Below are 20887 nucleotides of genomic sequence, written 5' to 3' on the forward strand. Positions count from 1 at the left end.
GTACAAAAATCTCTAACTTTCAATGGTTTAACAACTTTTTTTCATTAGAATTTTCAAATAATTGGTTCATTCTTCCATTGTTCCGTAAAAGCGAACATTAAATAGCCAAAAACGCTTTGGCAAGATAGACTGCCAAAGCGTTTTTTATTCTTCATCGGTTGCTTTTTCTTGTTCACGATATTTTTTCATTTTTTTGCTGAATAATTCACCGTTACTAGGGGGCGTATATGTAATAGCATTCGCTCCGGCGATAATGGTTTCATGAATACTCGATTCAGTTGGTCCTCCTGTTGCAATAATCGGTAATTCTGGATACTTGCCACGGAAATAGCGTACGGTGGCTGCAGTGTCTTTTCCTGCACTGATATTAATCATATCCACGCCAGCCGCAAGTTTTTCATCAATTGGTGTATGAATAGAAGTTACTGTGCTGATAATAGGAATATCGATTGCTTCATCCACCATTTTAATTGTTTCAATTGGTGTAGGACCATTCAAAACGACACCCATTGAGCCTTGTGCTTCTGCAAATAAACTCATATAAGCAGAACGCATGCCTTGCGTTAAACCGCCGCCGACTCCTGAAAAGACAGGAATATCCGCTGCTTCAATAATGCCTTTTGTAATCGCTGGATGCGGTGTAAAAGGATATACGGCAATCACTGCCTGTGCATCCGTATTGCGGATAATCGCAATATCTGTCGTAAAAATAATTGATTTTATTTTACGGCCAAAAATTTTAATGCCACTGGCTTGCCGAATAATCTCTGGCATTTTTACAATATCTTGTTTCAGCGGCGTCATAATTTCTGGAATCCACTTTTCGCTCATTGTCATCGTTCCTCCATGCTTAACGGTCGTATTTATTTAAATTGTATTCTTCAATTACATGAATGATCTTATCAGCGTATGTAGGATCCGTTGCGTATCCAGCATCTTGAAGCGCTTGTGCAGCCTCTTTATAATTTTTTGCTAACAAGACTTTTTCATATAAATTTGGATCCCAATCGACCCCATCAACAAATAACTTGGTATGATCTCGCATGGATTCTTCCCAATTGTCATAAACTCGAAAATCACCCTGAATCGTAATCCAGACCTCATTGACATACTCCTTTGTTTCTAAATTGACTTTTGGTTGATTGCCATATGCTTTAATCCCAAAAAGATTGTTATATTTCGATGCTAATTGACTTTGTCCAAAATTTGATTCTAAAACTGCTTGCCCCATAATAATACTTGGTAATACCCCGTAAGATTCTTGTAATTCACGTGCATACGGTGTGATTTCAGCAACAAATTCTTCTTTTGAGATGTTTTCATTTTGGCGATTGACTGACTCGCTTTGTCCCTTATCTGAATCAGAAAGGACAGATAACGAAAAGACAAAGGCCAAACCGACGACAACTACGCCTAAGAATAACTTTGGCAAATTCAGCTGCTTTTTTCTTTTTTTCTGATAGTTGCTCACTTCATTAATTCCCCACTTCATCTTTTATTTTCCGATAAAATGTTTCACTATCTTTCACTTTCGTGATTGATTTCATTTGTTACTATAACCGAATAATTGTATCATTTTCACAGAAAATTATCAACTTTCATCACTGCTTACGCTCGTGATTTCAGTACTTGATTCAGTGGTAGCAGTTGAAGAAACTGTACTACTTTCAGAAATTTTAGTGGATGATTTCACTGTTGTTTCAGTTGATGTGTGAACAGATTCTTCAACTGGCTTTTTGCCAAAAAAGACAAAAATTACCGCACCAAACATAATAATCACAGATAAAATCCCAGCAATTGTGTATTTCAAAAGACCATCCTTCCTATTCGTTATTCACCTACGTAAGTATCCATCAGATTTTCATTGACCCAATCTAATAATTCAACTTTTGAACCTTCCAATTGTCGTTGAATCGTAGCTGGTAACCGGAATGTAATAATATCATCAAAACCCCATTCGCCATAGGCCAGCGTCACTTTCAAATCAATATAACCAGCAGCAATTTCTTGTTCCTGTTTATTGTTAGGAATCAATTCTACAACGCCCAAATCAGATTGTAACCATTTTTTGGCAATTGTTGTTTTTAACCGTTTATATTCCGAAACAGCTAGGTTACGTTTTTCCGGAAATAAGATGGTTTGGCGGAGTATTTTTTGAGTCAGCATCCACTCATAATCCGTAAACAAATTTTTAATTTTTTGCATGACTTCATTGTCCAAACCAAATTGGCCTTCTTTCCAAGCTTGCCAATCGGCTGCTTGAATTTGATAAGCGGAGTAAAAATTTTCTTCTGTTTGGTACTGTTCAATAATTGCGTCAACAATAATATCTACATAAACTTGATGCATAATCATTCGCCTCCATTTTCTATTTTACTGAAATTCTCTAAAAAAAGCATCTTTTTATCTCTGGATTTTATCATATTTACAAAATTGTCCTTGTTTTCTAATTTCTCTTGTTTACAGTATAATAAATAATGAAGAAGATTTGAAGAAATTGCATAGATTAGGAGGACTTCTTTTGACAAAAAAATTATATCAATGGGGCATCGTAGGATTAGGTGGGATTGCCCACGAATTTGCTTCAACGTTTAAACAAGAAACTAGCCAACTTGCAGCTGTTGCTTCACGGACATTGACTAAAGCAGAACAATTTGCCGCTGATTATTCAATCCCTAAAGCCTATGGTTCTTATGAAGAATTGCTAGCAGATGAAACAATCGATGTTGTTTATATAGCAGTGCCAAATAAACAACATGCTGAACACATTTTAAAAGCGCTCCAGGCCGGAAAACATGTGTTGTGTGAAAAAGCTATTACGATGAACGCGGCAGAATTAAAACAAGCCTTGGCAGTTGCAGAAAAAAATGACCTTATTTTAGCAGAAGCCATGACTATTTTTAACATGCCACTATACGACGAATTACGTCGCTTGATGGATGCTGGCAAATTTGGTCAGTTAAAAATGATTCAAGCACCATTTGGAAGTTACAAAGAACCCGATCCTAAAAATCGCTTTTTTAATCCTGACTTAGCAGGCGGCGCATTGTTAGATATTGGTACTTATGCGGTTTCGTTTGCTCGTTGGTTTCTCAGCTCACAGCCAGACGTTTTAGCTTCTAGCATGGTTCCCTTCTCTACTGGCGTTGATGAACAATCGGTGACATTGCTTCGGAATAAAGAAAATGAGTTGGCTACTATTTCATTAACATTCCAAGCAAAAATGCCAAAGCAAGGAATTGTTGCTTTTGAAGATGCCTATATTACCATTACAGATTATCCACGTGCAGATGAAGCAATCGTTCACTACAATGACGGTACAGTTGAGACCATCGTTTCTGGGTACTCAGCTGAAGCCATGAATTATGAAATCTACAATATGGTTGAAGCAATCAAAGGTACTCAACCCAACCGCTCCTTATTTTTCACAACAGAAGTCATTGATATTTTGGACCAGATGCAAAAATTATGGCAGAATTAAAAAAAGAACTTCGGCTTTTGCTGAAGTTCTCTTTTTTATTTGTTCTCTATGGATAAATACGGTTTAACATACGTGGGAACGGAATCGCTTCACGAATGTGTTCATTACCAGTAATGAACGTAACAGCACGTTCTAAACCTAATCCGAAGCCAGAATGTGGTACAGAACCGTATTTACGTAAATCTAAATACCAGCTATATTCTTCTTCAGATAAGCCAAACTCAGCAACTTTTTCTTTCAAATAATCATAATCAGTTGCACGCTCGGAACCACCGATAATTTCACCATAACCTTCTGGTGCAATTAAATCGGCACAAATTACAACATCTTCACGTGTTGGATGTGGTTTCATATAGAAGGCTTTAATTGCTTTTGGATAATTTAAAATGAATGTTGGAACGCCATAGTAATTTGAAATAAAGGTTTCATGTGGGCTACCAAAGTCTTCGCCCCATTCAATGTGATCATAATCATTGTTTGCTTCTTCTTTTTGTAATAACTCAATCGCATCATCGTAAGTAATACGTTTGAATGGCTCCGAAACATATTTTTCCAGTAACGCTGTATCACGTTCTAAAACATCCAATGGATATTGTTGATTTTTCAATACCGATTTAATTAAATGTTTTACATAGGCTTCTTGAATATCTAGTGATTCTTCATGAGTTGTGTATGCCATTTCTGGTTCAATCATCCAGAATTCCGTTAAGTGACGACGAGTTTTGGATTTTTCCGCACGGAAGGTTGGTCCAAAAGTAAAGACTTTTCCAAATGCCATCGCACCAGCTTCTGCATATAATTGACCTGTTTGTGATAAGAATGCTGGTTGTCCGAAGTAATCTGTTTCAAATAATTCTGTTGTGCCTTCTGGTGCTGAGCCTGTTAAAATTGGGCTATCAATTTTAATGAATCCTTGTTCGTTAAAGAACTCGTAAGTAGCACGAATAATTTCGTTACGAACTAACATGATCGCATGTTGTTTGCTTGAACGTAACCATAAATGACGATGATCCATTAAGAAATCTGTGCCGTGTTCTTTCGGCGTAATTGGGTAATCTTCTGAAGCGCCAACGACTTCTAAATCAGTGATATCCATTTCATAGCCGAATTTAGAACGGCTATCTTCTTTGATAACACCAGTAACCATGACTGCTGTTTCTTGTGATAAGTGTTTAATTTGTTGGAATTTTTCTGTACCAGCTTCTTCACCAAAGGCTTCAATGAAGTTTGGTTTGAACACGACACCTTGGAAAAAGGCTGTCCCGTCACGTAATTGTAAAAAGGCAATTTTTCCGCTTGAGCGTTTGTTAGCAATCCAAGCGCCAATTTTTACTGTTTCTCCAACATGTTTGTTTGAATCAATAATTTGAATTTGTTCCACGTTTGTCTCTCCGTTCATTTCTTAGTTTATTCTTTTAGGCGTTGTGCTGAATTCGTTTCTTTTCTATAAAGTCGTTCATTCGCTCAATCGCTTTTTCTAACGTCATTAAATCTGTCGCATAGCTCATCCGCACATGTTCTGGTGCACCAAAGCCTTCTCCTGTTACCAGAGCAACATGCGCTTCTTGTAATAAATCTTCCACCCAATTAGTCACGTTATCATACCCACAAATTTCTAACGTTTTTTTGACATTCGGGAATAGATAAAATGCGCCTTCAGGTTTTATTAGCGAAACACCTGGCAAAGCTGCTACTTTTGGATAGATATGATTCAGGCGTTTTTCAAAGGCCTGACGCATGTCTTCAACTGTCGACTGTTCACCTGTTAAAGCCTCAATTGCCGCATATTGGCTAACTGCGACTGGATTACTGGTGGATTGTGAAGCGAGTTGTGTCATTGCTTGAATAATTTTTTCATCACCGACTGCAAAACCAATGCGCCAGCCTGTCATTGCATATGTTTTGGAAACACCATTAATAATGATTGTCTGTTGACGAATTGCTTCTGAGATGGTTGCAATTGGTGTGAACCGATGTCCATTGTACACCAAACGACCATAAATATCATCTGCAATAATGAGGATATTATGAGCAACTGCCCATTCACCAATTTGGCGTAATTCTTCTTCCGTATAAATAACACCAGTTGGGTTAGATGGTGAATTTAAAATGATTGCTTTTGTTTTGTCCGTTCGTACAGCTTCTAATTGTGCGACTGACACTTTAAATGATTGCTCTTGCGTGCTTGATACAAATACTGGCTTGCCTTCTGCTAATTTGACTTGTTCACCATAACTTACCCAATAAGGGACAGGGATAATCACTTCGTCCCCAACGTTCAAAATGGCTTGAAATAATAGATACAGCGCATATTTGGCACCATCTGTCACAATAACTTGCTTGGGTTGATAACGAAGTTGATATTCTCGTTCCACATAAGAAACAATCGCTTGCTTTAATTCAGGAATGCCGCCAGAAGGTGTGTAATAACTTGCTCTTCCATCCTCAATTGAAGCAATTGCTGCTTTTTGAATATTTTTCGGGGTTACAAAATCTGGTTCCCCAACCGTTAAGCTTAAAACATCTACACCTTTTGCTTTTAATGCTTTCGCTTTGGCGGCAGCTGCTAATGTAACAGAAGGAGTCAATTGCTGTGCTCGATTTGATACGTTCATACACCTTTCACTCCCACTTTCATCAAAACCTATCTAAATTAAATATCTTTGACAACGTTGATCTCTTCGCCTTTATCAAAGCTCATCAGATAATACGTCAGTACTCCTTGATCATTTTCGGTGACCACTTCCCATGCAGGGCGCTTATCATAAAGCCCTAACGTAGCTTTCATCACCGATTCATCGGGATGGGCTTTAGCAACAATGTCTGTTATTTGTTGTTCAGTTTGACCATCTTTTTGATTTAAGACCGTGACTTTTTCTCCCGATTTAGGGACAATCACGACAATCTCTGTGCCTTTATCATTTTTGCCGGTTAAAGTAAAATACGTATTTTTGCGTGTAAACCAGTAAAATTTATCAACTGTTTCTAAATTAGCAGAAGTTTTGGCAATTGCGGTTGCTTCTTTTTTGGCTTGAGCCATTGGTTGATTGGTTCGTACAAAAAAGATAATTATTGTTACAAGAATTGCTAAAAGGATTGCCAATAGGGTTAAAAGGACAGTAATCCGTTTCTTCTCTTTCTTTTCTTCTAATTCCTCCAAAAATCCTTCCATCCTCTCTAAACTTACTGGGTCTTATTATAGCAGAAAAATAGCGGCCTTTCACAAATATGACCTAAAAATAATCGATTATTTGTTTAAAAATTCCTTTAATTCTTCTAAAATTTCAGGCATGGGCGCTTCTTTTACTGAGAGTCCCTTGGGAAACGCTTTGATTAATCGTTTGCCATATTTTGCAGTGACTAAACGACGATCCAGAATCAGCAATGCCCCTCTATCTTCTTCAGAACGGATTAAACGGCCCAGTGCTTGTCGCAAACGTAAGGCTGCTTTCGGTACCGCTTCTTGAGCAAATGGTTGTATCCCTTCTGCTTCTAAATACGCATATTTTGCTTGCACAAGTGGTCGTTTCGGGTTTTCAAAAGGTAAACGCGTGACTATCAATAACTGTAAAGCTGTTCCTGGTAAGTCCACACCTTCCCAAAAGCTATCGGCTCCTAGCAAGACATTCTGTTTTCCATTAGAGAACCGTTTAAGAATTTTTTCACGACTGCCGCTAATCCCTTGGGCGAGGACCTCTTGTCCTTTTTCCAATAATCTCGGCTGGACTTGATGATACACGGTGGACAATAATTCATGCGAAGTAAAAAGAACCAACATCGAACGTTCCTCTTGCGCCATCAATTTTTCAATGGTATCTGAAATGTATTGACCCATTTCATAGGAAGAGGCATTTTGAATGGCTACTGCTTCTTCCGGTACATAGACTCGCGCATTTTCTGCATAGTTATATGGCGTTGGCAGGGTTTTGAACGTCACCTCTGTTAAACCTAACCGTTGCGGTAAATACTTTTTATTGTTGCCAAACTTCAATGTGCCGCTTGTATAAATAATTCGTTCATACCGCGGATACCACTTTGTTTCAGGAAGCAAACTAGCTTCTAAGTCATGAATTTCAATCAAGCCATGGTCTTCATTTTGTGGTAAATATTCTTTTACCCAACGTGGACGCCAATCATCAAGATAAATGGTAAAACAGTGATGAATACGTTCAATTTCATCAAAAAATTGAAACAAGCGAACAAAAACGATGCGATCAGCCAAACTAAAGGTTTCCAACTGACTCATAATTGTTTGCTGTAACTTACTTTGAATAGTCAACAGCTCCTGCAGTAAAAGCTGGAGCGTTTGACTATGTTTTTCTCCCGCAGCAGATAAATAATCAATACGTTCTTTGGTTAAAAGCAACTCCTGATGGTCTATTCGCTTCTGCGTTTTACTAAATAAACGATGCAGTTCAAAAAGAAAATCTTGGCATTCATCCACAAAATCCAGTAAACCTTGCTGATAAATTTTTACAAGCCGCTGCTCTTCAGAAAACTGTTGAAAAATTTGCTGTAAAGCAACAAAAAGTTGTTCTTTTTCAATAAAATGCGTGACTTGTTTTTTTAGTATCACGCTGTTCACTCGTTCGCTCGCCATCCGACTAGCGATGTCTGGTAAATGATGTGCTTCATCAATAATTAGCCACGGACTTTCAGGTAATAACGGTTGTTTTCTTAGCGACTCTTGCGCCAAAAATGCATGATTAACAATCAACACGTTACTTTGAGCGACTTTTTTATACAGATGTCTTAAAAAGTCAACTTCATAAAGTTCATCTTTTTTTGAAAGAAAATCCAATCCGCGATGTGTAACTTCTTTCCAGAATAAATGATTTAAATTCGTCAATTGTAGTTCATCTAAATCGCCCGTTTCTGTTTCTAGCAACCAGACGAGAACGCCCATTTGATAAAGAGCGTATTGTTTTTGCGGAGTTGGCTGATTCAACGTTGCCTTAAAGCGTTGTAAATCAAGATAGTGTCGATGGCTTTTAATAACAATGCCTCGTAATTTCCCTTGGCAGATTTGATTGGCTAATGGTAAATCTTTTTCCACTAATTGATTTTGTAAAACAATCGAAACTGTTGAAATGATGACTGGTTTTTCTGGCGTTGCTAAATAGCTCATCGGCAACAGATAGCCTAATGTTTTTCCCGTTCCAGTCGCCGCTTCAATAAATAAATCTTTTGTCGTTCCTTCTGTAAAATGATCATAGACTAAATTCATCATCCGACTCTGTTCCGCACGATAAGCGAAACGTTCGCCAAACAGTTTTTCTTTGGCTTTTTTAGTTTTGGGATACGTGCTAGTCTGATAGAACGTTTCTTCAAAAAGAGGAACTTCTTTTTTGCGTAAAGCAATGCCACTGACCACTTGATAAGCTGGATTTAATGGTGTGACTTGTTTTTTCATTTGTTCATACGTTTGTTGAATAAAAGTACTGGTTTCCCGCGCTGTCTGTTGACTTAATTCCGCAATTTTTTCCATAGTGACTAATGGTAAAGATTTCATTTTTTCTTGAATTAATAACAAAAGTTCGGCTGTAACCTGCGCATCACTATCTGCTTGATGGGGATTCTCATGAGACAAACCTAAGCTTTCCGACAAATCACTTAAACGGAAACTTTTTTCTGTCGGTAAAAAAATCTGTGCCAACTCCACTGTATCAATGGCTGGAATAGTAAGTGGCGGCGTGCCACACCGTACCAGTTCACGAGCTAAAAAATTATAATCAAAGTGGACGTTATGCGCCACAAAAATAGTATCTTCCAGATAATGATAAATTGTATGTGCTACATCTTCAAAATAAGGCGCTTTTTGAACTTGCGTATTACTAATCCCCGTTAAACTTTGAATTTGTTTTGGTACTACTTGATTGGGATTCACATCTGTCGCAAAGTTCGCAATAATCTTTCCATCTTGAACGAGAACGCATCCAAACTGAATGATCCGATCACTTGTAGGATCTGTTCCAGTCGTTTCAAGGTCAACTACTGCATACACTTGTTTGTCTTTCAATGACTTCACGCCTTTCATTCATCTTTGAAAATTATACTACAATTTATAGGATTTTCACTAGTATTTCAAAAATTCTCTTGAAATCTTTTCCAGAAATAATAAGAAAGAGCCTGAAACAAAAATCCAAAGTGATTTTTGTTTCAGGCTTAAAAGCTGATAAACTGAACGGTTTTGTCTTACCTTCTCCTAAATAAACGATTAATAACAGTCAAGGATTTTCTGCATATACTGGTTTAATTGCCCATAGCCTTCCAATTCTCTGATTACTGGGAGCGGACAACGAACCTTTTTATTAAATAGTGTCCGCTTTTCAACATATTCTGTAACTTCGTCTAAAAATTTATCTAATCCTTTTTCTAATTTCATACAACTTAACTGATTGCAAATTCGCACGTCTCCTGCCTTTTTCTTTTGAACTTGTTTAAATGATTGTGAGAATGCTTTTGCTTCAAACATTTGTGCTTCTAACTGTCTTTTTTCAATAGTTATTTTCGGTACTGCTTGATTTCCATCAGTATCCTCTAACTGGCGACTCATAAAGCGACGATAAATTTCCTCTTCTAATTCGTCCAATTGTCGTTGAAAGTCCGCAGGAATTGTCCGACTTGATGAATTTTCTTTCTCACTTTCCATAGAGACAGCTTCTTTTTCTGACTTCTGCTCCTCTTCTTTTTCGGCAGACTTATTCACTGAATTTAGCGAGCTTTTTTCTGTTTCTTGTGGAAAAGTAAATAAAGGTTTTGCCGCGGTACTCTGCTGGTTTTCTTGTTTTTTTTCTGGCAGCGCTTCTTTAATTGGCGCTGGTTCAGATAACACTGGTTCTTTCGCTGGTTCTTCAAGCACTAGTTTGTTAACGGGAAGCACTGCTTCACTTGTTGCTACAGTTGTTTCACCTTCTTGATTTTCCCGATTATCAGGCGAGAGATTGACGTCTGGTTGTTCCAGATTAGTATCCTCTGATACTTTCAGCGATGCCTGTTCTGCGGCTATCACAGGAGAAGCTCTTTTCAAATGGATCGTTTTTATTTGTCTAGAAATGACGGGATTTCTCGTTTGATTAACGGCTTCATTTAAGGAGGCTAAATTTTCTTTTAAAAGTGTCAACATTTCACGTAAGACAGCAATTTCACCAGCTAATTCCGTTAATTGATTTTCTTGCGGCACTACTTGCACATTGGTTTCATTCATACGGACTGTTTTTTTATTTTTAGTTGTCGGTATTTCATACATCCATTGTTTCAGTGCGGATCGTAAGTCACGAGTGGTCGGCTCAAAACTTCCAAAATAAACAGTGTAGTACATTAACTCCGTTTCAACATAGACATAAATCTTTTTAACAATTAACTCTTCAAACTGTTCTGATTCATCCCAACTTTCGCATAAAGCCTCAAAAAATTGTTCCCCTTCTGCTAAATTTTGATACTCTTTCGCTAAATAAAGCTTGCGAATTAAGTAAAAATTATACGGTGTTTCAACATTATCTGCATAAATTTCTCGTCCTAAAAAATCTGGATTCGTTTCTTTACAAAGAAAGACCGTTTTCTCTTCTGGTTGTGTTTCAAGTGTTTTAGTCATGAGATTCACTTCCTTTTTCTCCGTTAATAACCATTTTTTAATGATAGATACCTTTAGTATACAGGAGAAATTCTTCTGATTTTCTCATATTTTTAAGAGACAATAGAAATTTTAGAGAAAAATCGACAGAAAAAAAAACGTGAGATAAACAGTCCTATTGACCATTTATCTCACGTAAAATACTTAAACTGACTATTTTATCCTTGGACATGTAACCAATTATTCTGCTGAATCAATTGGCAAAATCGTGTCTTTTTTCTCGCGACGTGCAATTGCTGGTAAAATCATTCCTAATAGAATTAAGACGATTGGTGTCACAATGTTAGAAGCTAATTGGAACAACCAGCCTTGAGGGTCTGAAGCATACTCAAATTTAGGCACCATTCCTAGGATACAAGCAAAGGCTGTAAATAGGAAACACCAAAGACCAAACACAAAACCAATTTTAGGATTTTTAACAAATTTATATTCTGAATTAAATTGTTTGTATGCTTTGTTTAGAAGCATATAGGCAAAGAAGACCCACAAGTAACGCATTGGCATAACTACAGAATTTAAGTTAGTTAGCCATTTAACCACTTCGTTCATGTCCTTCAACCCAAACATTGGTAAAGCGATAATAATACTTACTAAAATACCTGTTAATAAGTAACCATTAATTAACGTACCTTTTTTCGTACGTTTACGTAACCAACTTGGAACAAATTCTGGATCTGCTTCAGCTAAAAGAATTTTCAGTGGAGCATCAATTGAAAAGGCTAACGCAGCCACTTGACCCACTGTATTCGTTAACGCATAAACAATCATTAAGAGATTACCGACACCATAATACGCGCCTAATTTTTGGAAGGCACTATAGGCACCATTTGCCATTAAATCTTTAGGAATATTGTCACTTGAGAATAACATTCCCATTGCAAATGAACCTAAAACAGCCGATAAACCAACCATTGCTGCTAGGAAAATCATTCCTTTAGGGAACTCTTTGGCTGGATTTTTAGTTGCATTTACGTAAGGAGAAATTTTTTCAGCGCCACCTACCGCAAAAACTAACATCGATACGGTTGTAAAATAACTAAAGTCAAATTTAGGAATGTAGGTGCTGACTTGTGACATGTTGGGCGTCGCAAATTCAACCGTTGAATTAATAAATGGTGCGCCTACCGCTAATAAAATGAATAAAATAGACATCACAAACATGGCGGTTCCAGCTAAACCACCAATAACTTTTAAGGTGGTTAACCCTTTTGTTGATAATAACAAGAAAACCAAGAAAATTATTAATGAAATAAATGATACCGTTACAATTGGCATCGTATTGACTAAGTTTCCATTCCCTTGAACTGCCCAACCTAAGGCAATTAAAATTGCTTGTGGTTTTTGTGCCAAGTAAGGAATGTGCACTACCCAATAAGTCCATGCTGCATAATAGGCTAGACGTTTAGTACTGGTATTTTGCACCCACGAACTAACCCCACCATTACTGTCTTTAAATGTTGAACCTAACTGTCCTACGATTAACGCATAGGGAATAAAATATAAAACTAAAATCAAAAGCCATGAAGTGACCACTGAAATCCCTTGTTGTGCATAATTATTCACAACATTTCCAAGACCCCAGACCATGTTAAAGGCAATTAACCCGACGGTGAACCATCGTAATTGCTTTTTGTCCATATAACCAATTCCTTTCTTATTAAAAAATAAAGCTCTTCATTTATCATAAGCATTTTACTTTTTATGCACAAGCTCAACATAATTAAATAAAGATGGCTTTTTAATAAGTAATTAAAACGCTTCTAGCAATGATTTTCTAATTTATTTGATGACTAAAAAAGGCCGGTGAATAAGTTGCTTCACCGGCCTTTTTCTAAAAGATTTTTCTTTTATAACATATCAAATAATGATAATTGGTTTTCATCTGGCAAGTCTTTTAAGACACCATTTTCATTCATGTATTCAATCAATGTTTTAGAAACTTTACCTCGTGTTGCCAAATCTTCTTTCGACAAGAACGGTTGCTCTTCTCGCGCAGCGACAATGGCTTTCGCTACGTTGAGGCCTAAACTTGGCACTGCTCGGAAAGGTGCAATCAAGGTATCCCCTTCAATCACAAAATTTTCAGCATCTGATTTGTATAAATCAATCATGCCAAATTTATAGCCCCGTTCCAACATTTCATTACATAATTCTAAAACCGTTAATAAGTTTTTCTCTTTAGTGGAGGCGTCCATCCCTTTGTCCGTAATTTCTTTCATTCGTGCTTTCACAGCTTCTTTTCCTTGTGACATTGCCACTAAGTCAAAGTCATCCGCCCGAACGGAGAAAAATGCACAGTAATATAAGATTGGGAAATAAACTTTAAAGTAAGCGACCCGCAATGCCATTAATACGTATGCTGCCGCATGGGCTTTCGGGAACATATATTTAATTTTAGAACAAGAATCAATATACCAGTCAGGGACGTTGTTTTCTTTCATCGCATTTAAATACGTATCCCGTAGTTCATCAGGAATCTTATTCCATTGTCCTTTACGTACCGTTTCCATAATCTTAAAGGCCATCCCACTGTCCAAACCAGCATGAATTAAATAAACCATGATATCATCCCGACAACCAATTACTTCAGCAAGATTGGCTTCGCCACGGCGAATCAATTCTTCTGCATTCCCTAGCCACACATCGGTTCCGTGAGACAGTCCAGAAATTTGAAGTAATTCTGCAAAAGTTGATGGATGCGTCTGTTCTAACATACCTCGAACGAAACGTGTCCCAAATTCAGGAATTCCTAAAGTTCCTGTTTTAGAATAAATTTGCTCTGCATCCACACCTAGAACATCAGGTCCTTCAAAAATACGCATCACTTCTGGATCGTCTGTTGGGATGGTTTTTGGCTCAATCCCAGATAAATCTTGTAACATCCGAATCACGGTAGGATCATCATGTCCTAGAATATCAAGTTTTAAAATATTATCGTGAATAGAATGGAAATCAAAGTGCGTCGTTTTCCATTCTGCCTCTTGATCATCTGCAGGGTATTGGATTGGCGTAAAGTCATAAACATCCATGTAATCAGGAATTACAATAATACCGCCGGGATGCTGCCCAGTCGTCCGTTTAACCCCTGTTGAACCTTTGGCTAAGCGATCAATTTCAGCACCACGCAAATGTAAATTATGATCTCTTTCATATCCTTTAACAAAGCCATACGCTGTTTTGTCGGCTACTGTACCAATGGTTCCTGCCCGGTAGACATATTCTTCACCAAAAAGAACTTTCGTGTAGTTATGGGCTTCGGCTTGATAATCGCCAGAAAAGTTCAAATCGATATCGGGAACTTTGTCGCCATGAAACCCTAAGAACGTTTCAAAAGGAATGTCGTGACCATCTTTAAACAATCGAGCGCCACATTTTGGACAGGCTTTTTCAGGCATATCAAACCCTGAACCATAGGAACCATCTTCATAGAACTCAGAATATTGACACTCAGGACAATAATAATGTGGCGCTAAAGGATTTACTTCAGTAATCCCTGTCATTGTCGCAACAAAACTCGAACCGACAGAGCCCCGTGAACCAACTAAATAGCCGTCTTCATTACTTTTATGCACCAGTTTTTGAGAAATTAAATAAATGACCGAGAAACCATTCCCGTTAATCGAATTCAGTTCCTTTTCTAACCGTTTTTCGACAATTTCTGGTAAAGGATCGCCATACAATTCGCGCGCACGATTGTAGCTTAAATCAGTGATCTCTTGTTCAGACCCAGGAATTTTTGGCGTATACAAATCGTCTTTTACTGGAATAACTTCTTCACATAAATCAGCGACTTTGTTGGGATTTTCTACTACAATTCGCTTAGCGACGTCTTGTCCTAAAAATTGAAATTCCGTTAACATTTCATCGGTGGTTCTGAAATGAACCTTTGGTAAACTATGGCGATTTAACGGATTAGCGCCACCCATAGACCCGACTAAAATTTTCCGATAGATGGCATCTTCTTCATTTAAATAATGAACATTTCCAGTGGCGACAACCAGCTTGCCAAGTTCGTCACCGATTTTCACCAGATTACTAATAATTTCTTCCAAATCTGCTTCATTTTTCACCAATTCTTGTTCAATTAACGGCGCGTAAACTGGTTTGGGCATAACTTCAATATAATCGTAGAATTTGGCACGATTTTTTGCTTCTTCGACACCTTTTTGCATCATTGCTTCAAAGATTTCGCCGTTTGAACATGCGGAACCGATTAAAAGCCCTTCTCTTAACTTCGATAATTGCGAACGAGGAATCCGTGGTACTCGGAAAAAATAATCTACATTGGACATGGAAATCAATTTAAAAAGATTTTTTAATCCTGCTTGAGTTGTTGCTAAAATCGTTGCATGGAAAGGTCGAGCTCGTTTGTATGAATCTCCTTCGCCAATATGACGATTCAAATCATCATGGAAATGCATATCATGATTCTCTTTCGCTTCTTTTAAGAAAATCCAGCACAAATGACCCGTTGATTCCGAGTCATAGATGGCGCGGTGATGTTGTTCTAAGTTGACGCCAAATTTTTTCGATAAGGTATTTAGACGATGGCTTTTGAAATGTGGATACAAGAATCTGGATAATTCTAATGTATCGATGACGGGATTAGCCGCTTCAGGTATTCCATGTTTGCCATAACTTGTATTTAAGAACCCCATATCAAAAGAAGCGTTGTGGGCCACTAAAATAGTTCCTTCTGAAAACTCTTTAAACATGCGTAAAACTTCTTCTTCGGATTTTGAACCGCGCACCATTTCATCTGTAATCCCAGTTAAATTGATCGTTGTTTGAGATAATGGATGGCCAGGATCAATAAATTGCTCAAAAGTCTCAATGACATTTCCTTTGTGCATTTTGACAGCGGCCAATTCAATAATTGTATCATAAACAGCGGAAAGCCCCGTTGTTTCCACGTCAAAGACCACATAGGTAGCATCTGTTAATTCAATATGTTCTTCGTTGTAAGCAATGGGTACACCATCATCAACAATATTGGCTTCCACGCCGTATAAAATTTTAACGCCTGCTTTTTTACCTGCAGCATGGGCATCGGGAAACGCTTGGGCGCCGCCATGATCCGTAATTGCGATGGCCTTGTGCCCCCATTTCCCCGCTTGCGCCACCAAGTCACCGACTTTATTGGTCGCATCCATTGTACTCATGTTACTATGCATGTGTAATTCTACACGTTTTTCACCTTCTGGCGCGTAGTCTTTTCTTGGCGCATGGGCGACTTCCATCAAATCTTGAGCATTCATGACTAAATCACGCATGAAGGTATCTTCTTGTACACTACCACGAACACGAATCCAACTTTGCGGTTGAATCGCATCAAAAACTTGTTCATCTTTTTCCCCATTCGAAAATTTCTTCACCACGAAAGAGGAAGTATAATCAGTAATTTTCAAAATTAAAATTTTTCGTTTAGAACGCAATTCACGCACTTCTTTATCAAAAATAAAGCCTTCAATCGTTATCCGGCGTTCTTCTTCCAGTATATTTCCCATTGGCATAATGGGTTCATCATTGGGAATATTCCGACCTAAACGAATTGGACCATCAAAAGCAGGCGCTTGTTGTTGTTTTTCTTTTTTCATTTGTTCATGTTTAACAAGCGATTCAGCAGCTTGTTGTTGAAAGGCTGCGGCTTGTTCTAATTTTTGCTCTTCAAACTTTTTCAGCACTTCTGCAGCTTGCTGTTGATCCATTTTTGGTTCAATATGAAATTTAGGAAACCCATAAGAGAAATAAAGTTCCTCAATAATTGGTAAATATTGTTGCTTCAAATAAGGAATAACTGCTTCATTATCAACAGGTAAGATAATTTTCCGATCTTCAAATTGTGGTGTCTGTGTTTTTAAGACTTTCTGAACTAACGGTGTATTGCATTGACTATTTAACAAGGCCAATTGCCAATAATCCGTTAATTGTTCCTCAGTAAATGTTGTCTGATTTGTGGTTATTTGAACGGAAACCTGCGCAATTTGTTGAAAAGCTAGTTCCAATTGTTGCATAAATGTTTGATATAGCATCACTGGCATCAATTCATCAAAACTTAAATGAAATTCCCATAAGCGACTTTGTTGGTGAACAATGACCTTGTCAATCCGGCCATTTTGAATTAAGGGATGTTCTTTCGCTGTGTCATCTAACTGAATTTGCGTCATCAGTTTATCAAATAAATCGCGTGCTTTTTCTGTCACAAAATGAACCTCCTTCTATCATTGAAAAAAGGCCCTCAGACAAATCTGTCAAGTGCCTTTTTTCGGTTTCTCTGCATTCGCTTCTCTATTAAGTATACTCGTTTTTTGTAAAAAAACAATCTTGTTTCTTTTCTAAAAAGAGCTAAGAAGAGCTTGAAGCAAAAATCACTTTAGATTTTTGCTTCAAGCTTAAACGCTGATAAGTGGCGGAAACAGTTTATCCTAATCATTCTGTCCGCCCTTTTCATTATTATTCCACTTCTGATGTTGTGTTCATCAAAATAGAAAGTGTACTTTCTAATTCTTCTTTGCGTACTTCCAACATTTCACCAGTACGTTTGATTTTGACTTCTACCACACCATCGACTGCTTTTTTACCGACTGTGATACGGATTGGACAACCAATTAAATCAGCATCAGCAAATTTTACGCCTGCGCGCTCGTTGCGGTCATCAACTAATACTTCGTAGCCCGCTTCGGTCATCATTGCTTCAACTTCTTGTGATAGTTTTGTTTGGTACTCATCTTTCACATTCATTTGGACCACGTGTAAATCAAATGGCGCAATTCCTGTTGGCCAATTAATACCACGCTCGTCTGCATTTTGTTCAACGATTGCTGAAAGTAAACGACTAACACCGATACCATAGCAACCCATGATCACTGATTTTTCACGACCGTTTTCATCTAAAACTGTTGCGCCCATAGCATCACTGTAACGCGTTCCTAGTTTAAAGATATGACCAATTTCGATTCCTTTGGTAAAGGCTAAGACACCATTGCCATCAGGAGAAGGATCGCCTTCTTGAACAAAGCGTAAATCTTCGTAACTAATTGGTTGGAAATCACGATCTGGATTTACATTTGTCAAATGATAGCCGTCTTCGTTAGCTCCAACAATGGCGTTGGCTAAATCTTGAACAGCTAAATCTGCATAAATTTTAACATCTTCGGAAACATTGACTGGACCAATTGAACCAAAGCCAGCTCCTAAGACACGGCGAGCATCTTCTTCTGTTGCTTCATCTAGGAAATCAGCGCCTAAGAAGTTTTTCAATTTGACATCATTGACATCATGATCGCCACGAACCAAGACCATTACTGGCTCTTCATCGGCAATAAATAGTACTGATTTAATAATTCGTTGTGGCTCAACTTCAAAGAAGTTTGCCACTTCGGCAATTGTACCCACTTCTGGTGTTGCAATTTTTTCTAAATCTAATTGTGTTTCATGTGATTTTTTCGGCGTATAAAGACTTGTTGCCATTTCTAAATTGGCAGCATAATCACTTTCTGTTGAATAACAAATAGTATCTTCCCCAATTTCAGAAATCGCCATAAATTCTTTAGAATCTTTACCACCCATGGCACCACCGTCCCCAATAATGGCACGGAATTCTAGTCCACAGCGTTCAAAAATGCGTGAGTAAGCTTTTTCGTAATCACGGTATGATTGATCTAAACTAGCTTCATCGGCATGGAAAGAATAGCCATCTTTCATGATAAATTCACGGCCTCTTAATAAGCCAGAACGAGGGCGTTTTTCATCACGATATTTTGTTTGAATTTGGTATAAATTCAAAGGTAATCGTTTGTAAGAATTGATTTCATCACGAATTAATTCTGTGAAGGTTTCTTCATGCGTTGGGCCTAAGATATAGTCACGGTCATTGCGATCTTTTAAGCGATACAAGTTAGGTCCATAAGTTTCATAACGGCCTGATTCTTTCCAAAGTTCTGCTGGTAATAACGCAGGCATTAACATTTCAACTGCATCAATTTTCTCAAATTCTTCTCGCATAATCGTTTTTAATTTTTCTAAAACACGATTGGCTAAAGGTAAATAAGAATAGATCCCTGCAGCGACTTGACGAATATAGCCTGCGCGCAACAGAATTTGATGACTTAAGACCTCTGCATCATTTGGTACTTCTCTTAACGTTGGAATTAACATTTTTGACTGTTTCATTAAAACTCTCCTCTATTTTAAAATCAATTATTTTTGATTTCTTTACACACTTTTTTACTTAAGCTTTCTCCTTAAAAGAAAAAGCGTTGAATATCGTTCCAAGTAACTAACACCATTAACACCATGACAAACCCAAAGCCAATTAACGTAATGATGCCTTCTTTTTCAGGACTAATTGGTTTTCCACGTACACCTTCAATAATGTTTAAGACAATTTTCCCGCCATCTAAAGCTGGGATCGGCAACAAATTAATAATCCCTAAGTTCATTGACAACATGGCCATTAAGAATACAACTGTACTTACTCCAGCATTGGATGCTTCTTCCGATAATTTAAACATCATGACTGGCCCACCTAGTTTGTTTAAACTAAAGCCTGTGAATAGTGAGCCGAGTGCTTTAAAAATCTGTGTCGTACTATTTAAAGTATCCTGAATACCGCCCATCAATTTTGACGGTAAATCGGTTTTCATATAAGGATAAACGCCGACTTTACCAATCGTTTGTTTTTCCACTTTTTGTTTTTCTGGTGTCACTGTTAGTTGCTCTTCTTTGCCGTTACGCTCAACTACGAACGTTAACGGCTTTTCGGGGTTCTTCTGCACAATGGTTGTAAAATCTTCGTATTTTTTGATTTTTTGATTATTAATCGATAAGACTTTATCGTTTTCTTTCAACCCAGCTTCTGCGGCTGGGCCATTAGGAATCACTTGTCCAATTTGATTCGTGTTTAAATCAGTAACGCCTCCTTGTAGAAAGACCGCTAACGTAAACAGAATAAACCCTAAGATAAAGTTATTCATGGGTCCCGCAAAGTTCGTCAAAATGCGTTGCGATAATTTCGCTGATTGAAATTGAACGTCAAGTGGCGCAATCCGCACCTCGGTTCCATCACTTTCAATAATCGTTGCATCATGGTCAACTTTATAAACGGTTTCTTCTTCCTCGTTTCCATTGACATAGCCCTTGATGAATAATTCTTTTTCAAGATCAAAATCAACGACTTCCATCGGAATACTATGAGGTAATTGTACTTTTTTACTTGTATTAATTTTAACCACATTACCCACGGCATTTAACTCAACAGATAGAGGCATACCTGGTGTGATTTCTGTCATGTCTTCGCCCATCCCAGCCATTCGCACATAGCCACCAATTGGCAATAAGCGAATCGTATAAGTGGTGCCATCTTTTCCACGATGCGCAAAAATCTTTGGTCCCATTCCGATTGCAAACTCACGAACTAAAATACCCGCTCGTTTTGCAAAATAAAAGTGGCCAAATTCATGTACGAGGACAAGAATACCGAAGACAATAATGAATGTGATAATTGTTTTCATAGATGTCCTTCTTCCTTCATTCACTGACGTTCAGTGCTTTTTATTATTACATGGGAAAGTCTCGTAAAACTTGCTCTGTTCCCTTCCCGATAAACCAGTGCAACTGTTTACTGAGAACAGTCGCCACTGTTAGTGAACAAATCTTTCCTTATGTAAGACAAGTTTTATTTTAGCATATTCACTCATAAATAACCATTGGACTTGACCACTTCGCCTAGATATTTTGTGTTTTTTTAGAAAACTCTATAAATGAGAGGAATT

Annotated in this window: 14 protein-coding genes; 1 reads left to right on the forward strand and 13 read right to left on the reverse strand. The window is 37.7% G+C overall.

Annotated features, from left to right (window positions below; genetic code table 11):
* Nucleotides 1–144: 144 nt before the first annotated feature.
* The 4 genes from IGK72_RS09365 to IGK72_RS09380 all read right to left on the reverse strand — a co-directional run bounded on the left by IGK72_RS09365 (nt 145) and on the right by IGK72_RS09380 (nt 2355).
* Nucleotides 145–831, reverse strand: a complete 687-nt coding sequence (locus IGK72_RS09365; protein WP_002356802.1) for a hydrolase — start codon at nt 829–831, stop codon at nt 145–147.
* A gap of 19 nt (nt 832–850) precedes the next feature.
* The gene (locus IGK72_RS09370) at nt 851–1492 is read right to left on the reverse strand and encodes a glycoside hydrolase family 73 protein (RefSeq protein WP_002366997.1); all 642 of its coding nucleotides are present in this window, start codon (nt 1490–1492) and stop codon (nt 851–853) included.
* A 99-nt stretch (nt 1493–1591) separates the two neighbouring features.
* On the reverse strand, nt 1592–1771 hold the full coding sequence (locus IGK72_RS09375; protein WP_002384259.1) for a hypothetical protein: 180 nt from the start codon (nt 1769–1771) through the stop codon (nt 1592–1594).
* A gap of 59 nt (nt 1772–1830) precedes the next feature.
* Nucleotides 1831–2355: a hypothetical protein gene (locus IGK72_RS09380; protein WP_002382789.1), complete on the reverse strand. Its 525-nt coding sequence runs from the start codon at nt 2353–2355 to the stop codon at nt 1831–1833.
* Nucleotides 2356–2521: 166 nt separating this feature from the next.
* Here IGK72_RS09380 and IGK72_RS09385 point away from each other — a divergent pair, with 166 nt between their 5' ends.
* Nucleotides 2522–3481: a Gfo/Idh/MocA family protein gene (locus IGK72_RS09385; protein WP_002389307.1), complete on the forward strand. Its 960-nt coding sequence runs from the start codon at nt 2522–2524 to the stop codon at nt 3479–3481.
* A gap of 46 nt (nt 3482–3527) precedes the next feature.
* Here the strand turns inward: IGK72_RS09385 and asnS are convergent, their stop codons facing one another.
* From asnS to rseP, 9 genes are all read right to left on the reverse strand, one after another.
* A complete protein-coding gene (gene asnS / locus IGK72_RS09390; RefSeq protein WP_002385776.1) occupies nt 3528–4880 on the reverse strand; it encodes an asparagine--tRNA ligase in 1353 nt (450 codons plus the stop codon).
* Nucleotides 4881–4896: 16 nt separating this feature from the next.
* The gene (locus IGK72_RS09395; RefSeq protein ID WP_002359774.1) at nt 4897–6096 is read right to left on the reverse strand and encodes a pyridoxal phosphate-dependent aminotransferase; all 1200 of its coding nucleotides are present in this window, start codon (nt 6094–6096) and stop codon (nt 4897–4899) included.
* A gap of 38 nt (nt 6097–6134) precedes the next feature.
* Entirely contained in the window at nt 6135–6653 is a 519-nt protein-coding gene (locus IGK72_RS09400) for a DUF5590 domain-containing protein (RefSeq protein ID WP_002382785.1), read from the reverse strand.
* Between the two features lie 75 nt (nt 6654–6728).
* Complete coding sequence (locus tag IGK72_RS09405) at nt 6729–9518, reverse strand: ATP-dependent DNA helicase DinG (protein ID WP_165548579.1); 2790 nt, start codon at nt 9516–9518, stop codon at nt 6729–6731.
* A gap of 180 nt (nt 9519–9698) precedes the next feature.
* The gene (locus tag IGK72_RS09410) at nt 9699–11075 is read right to left on the reverse strand and encodes a hypothetical protein (protein WP_165548580.1); all 1377 of its coding nucleotides are present in this window, start codon (nt 11073–11075) and stop codon (nt 9699–9701) included.
* Nucleotides 11076–11294: 219 nt separating this feature from the next.
* Nucleotides 11295–12752, reverse strand: a complete 1458-nt coding sequence (locus tag IGK72_RS09415; RefSeq protein WP_002356790.1) for an amino acid permease — start codon at nt 12750–12752, stop codon at nt 11295–11297.
* Between the two features lie 209 nt (nt 12753–12961).
* Complete coding sequence (locus IGK72_RS09420; protein ID WP_002381593.1) at nt 12962–17317, reverse strand: PolC-type DNA polymerase III; 4356 nt, start codon at nt 17315–17317, stop codon at nt 12962–12964.
* 250 nt (nt 17318–17567) lie between these two features.
* Entirely contained in the window at nt 17568–19286 is a 1719-nt protein-coding gene (locus tag IGK72_RS09425; RefSeq protein ID WP_002359769.1) for a proline--tRNA ligase, read from the reverse strand.
* A 71-nt stretch (nt 19287–19357) separates the two neighbouring features.
* Nucleotides 19358–20626, reverse strand: coding sequence for an RIP metalloprotease RseP (rseP, locus tag IGK72_RS09430; RefSeq protein ID WP_002362168.1), 1269 nt, complete (start codon nt 20624–20626; stop codon nt 19358–19360).
* Nucleotides 20627–20887: the final 261 nt, after the last annotated feature.

It is taken from the genome of Enterococcus sp. DIV0183, assembly GCF_050541505.1.
GTDB lineage: Bacteria > Bacillota > Bacilli > Lactobacillales > Enterococcaceae > Enterococcus > Enterococcus faecalis.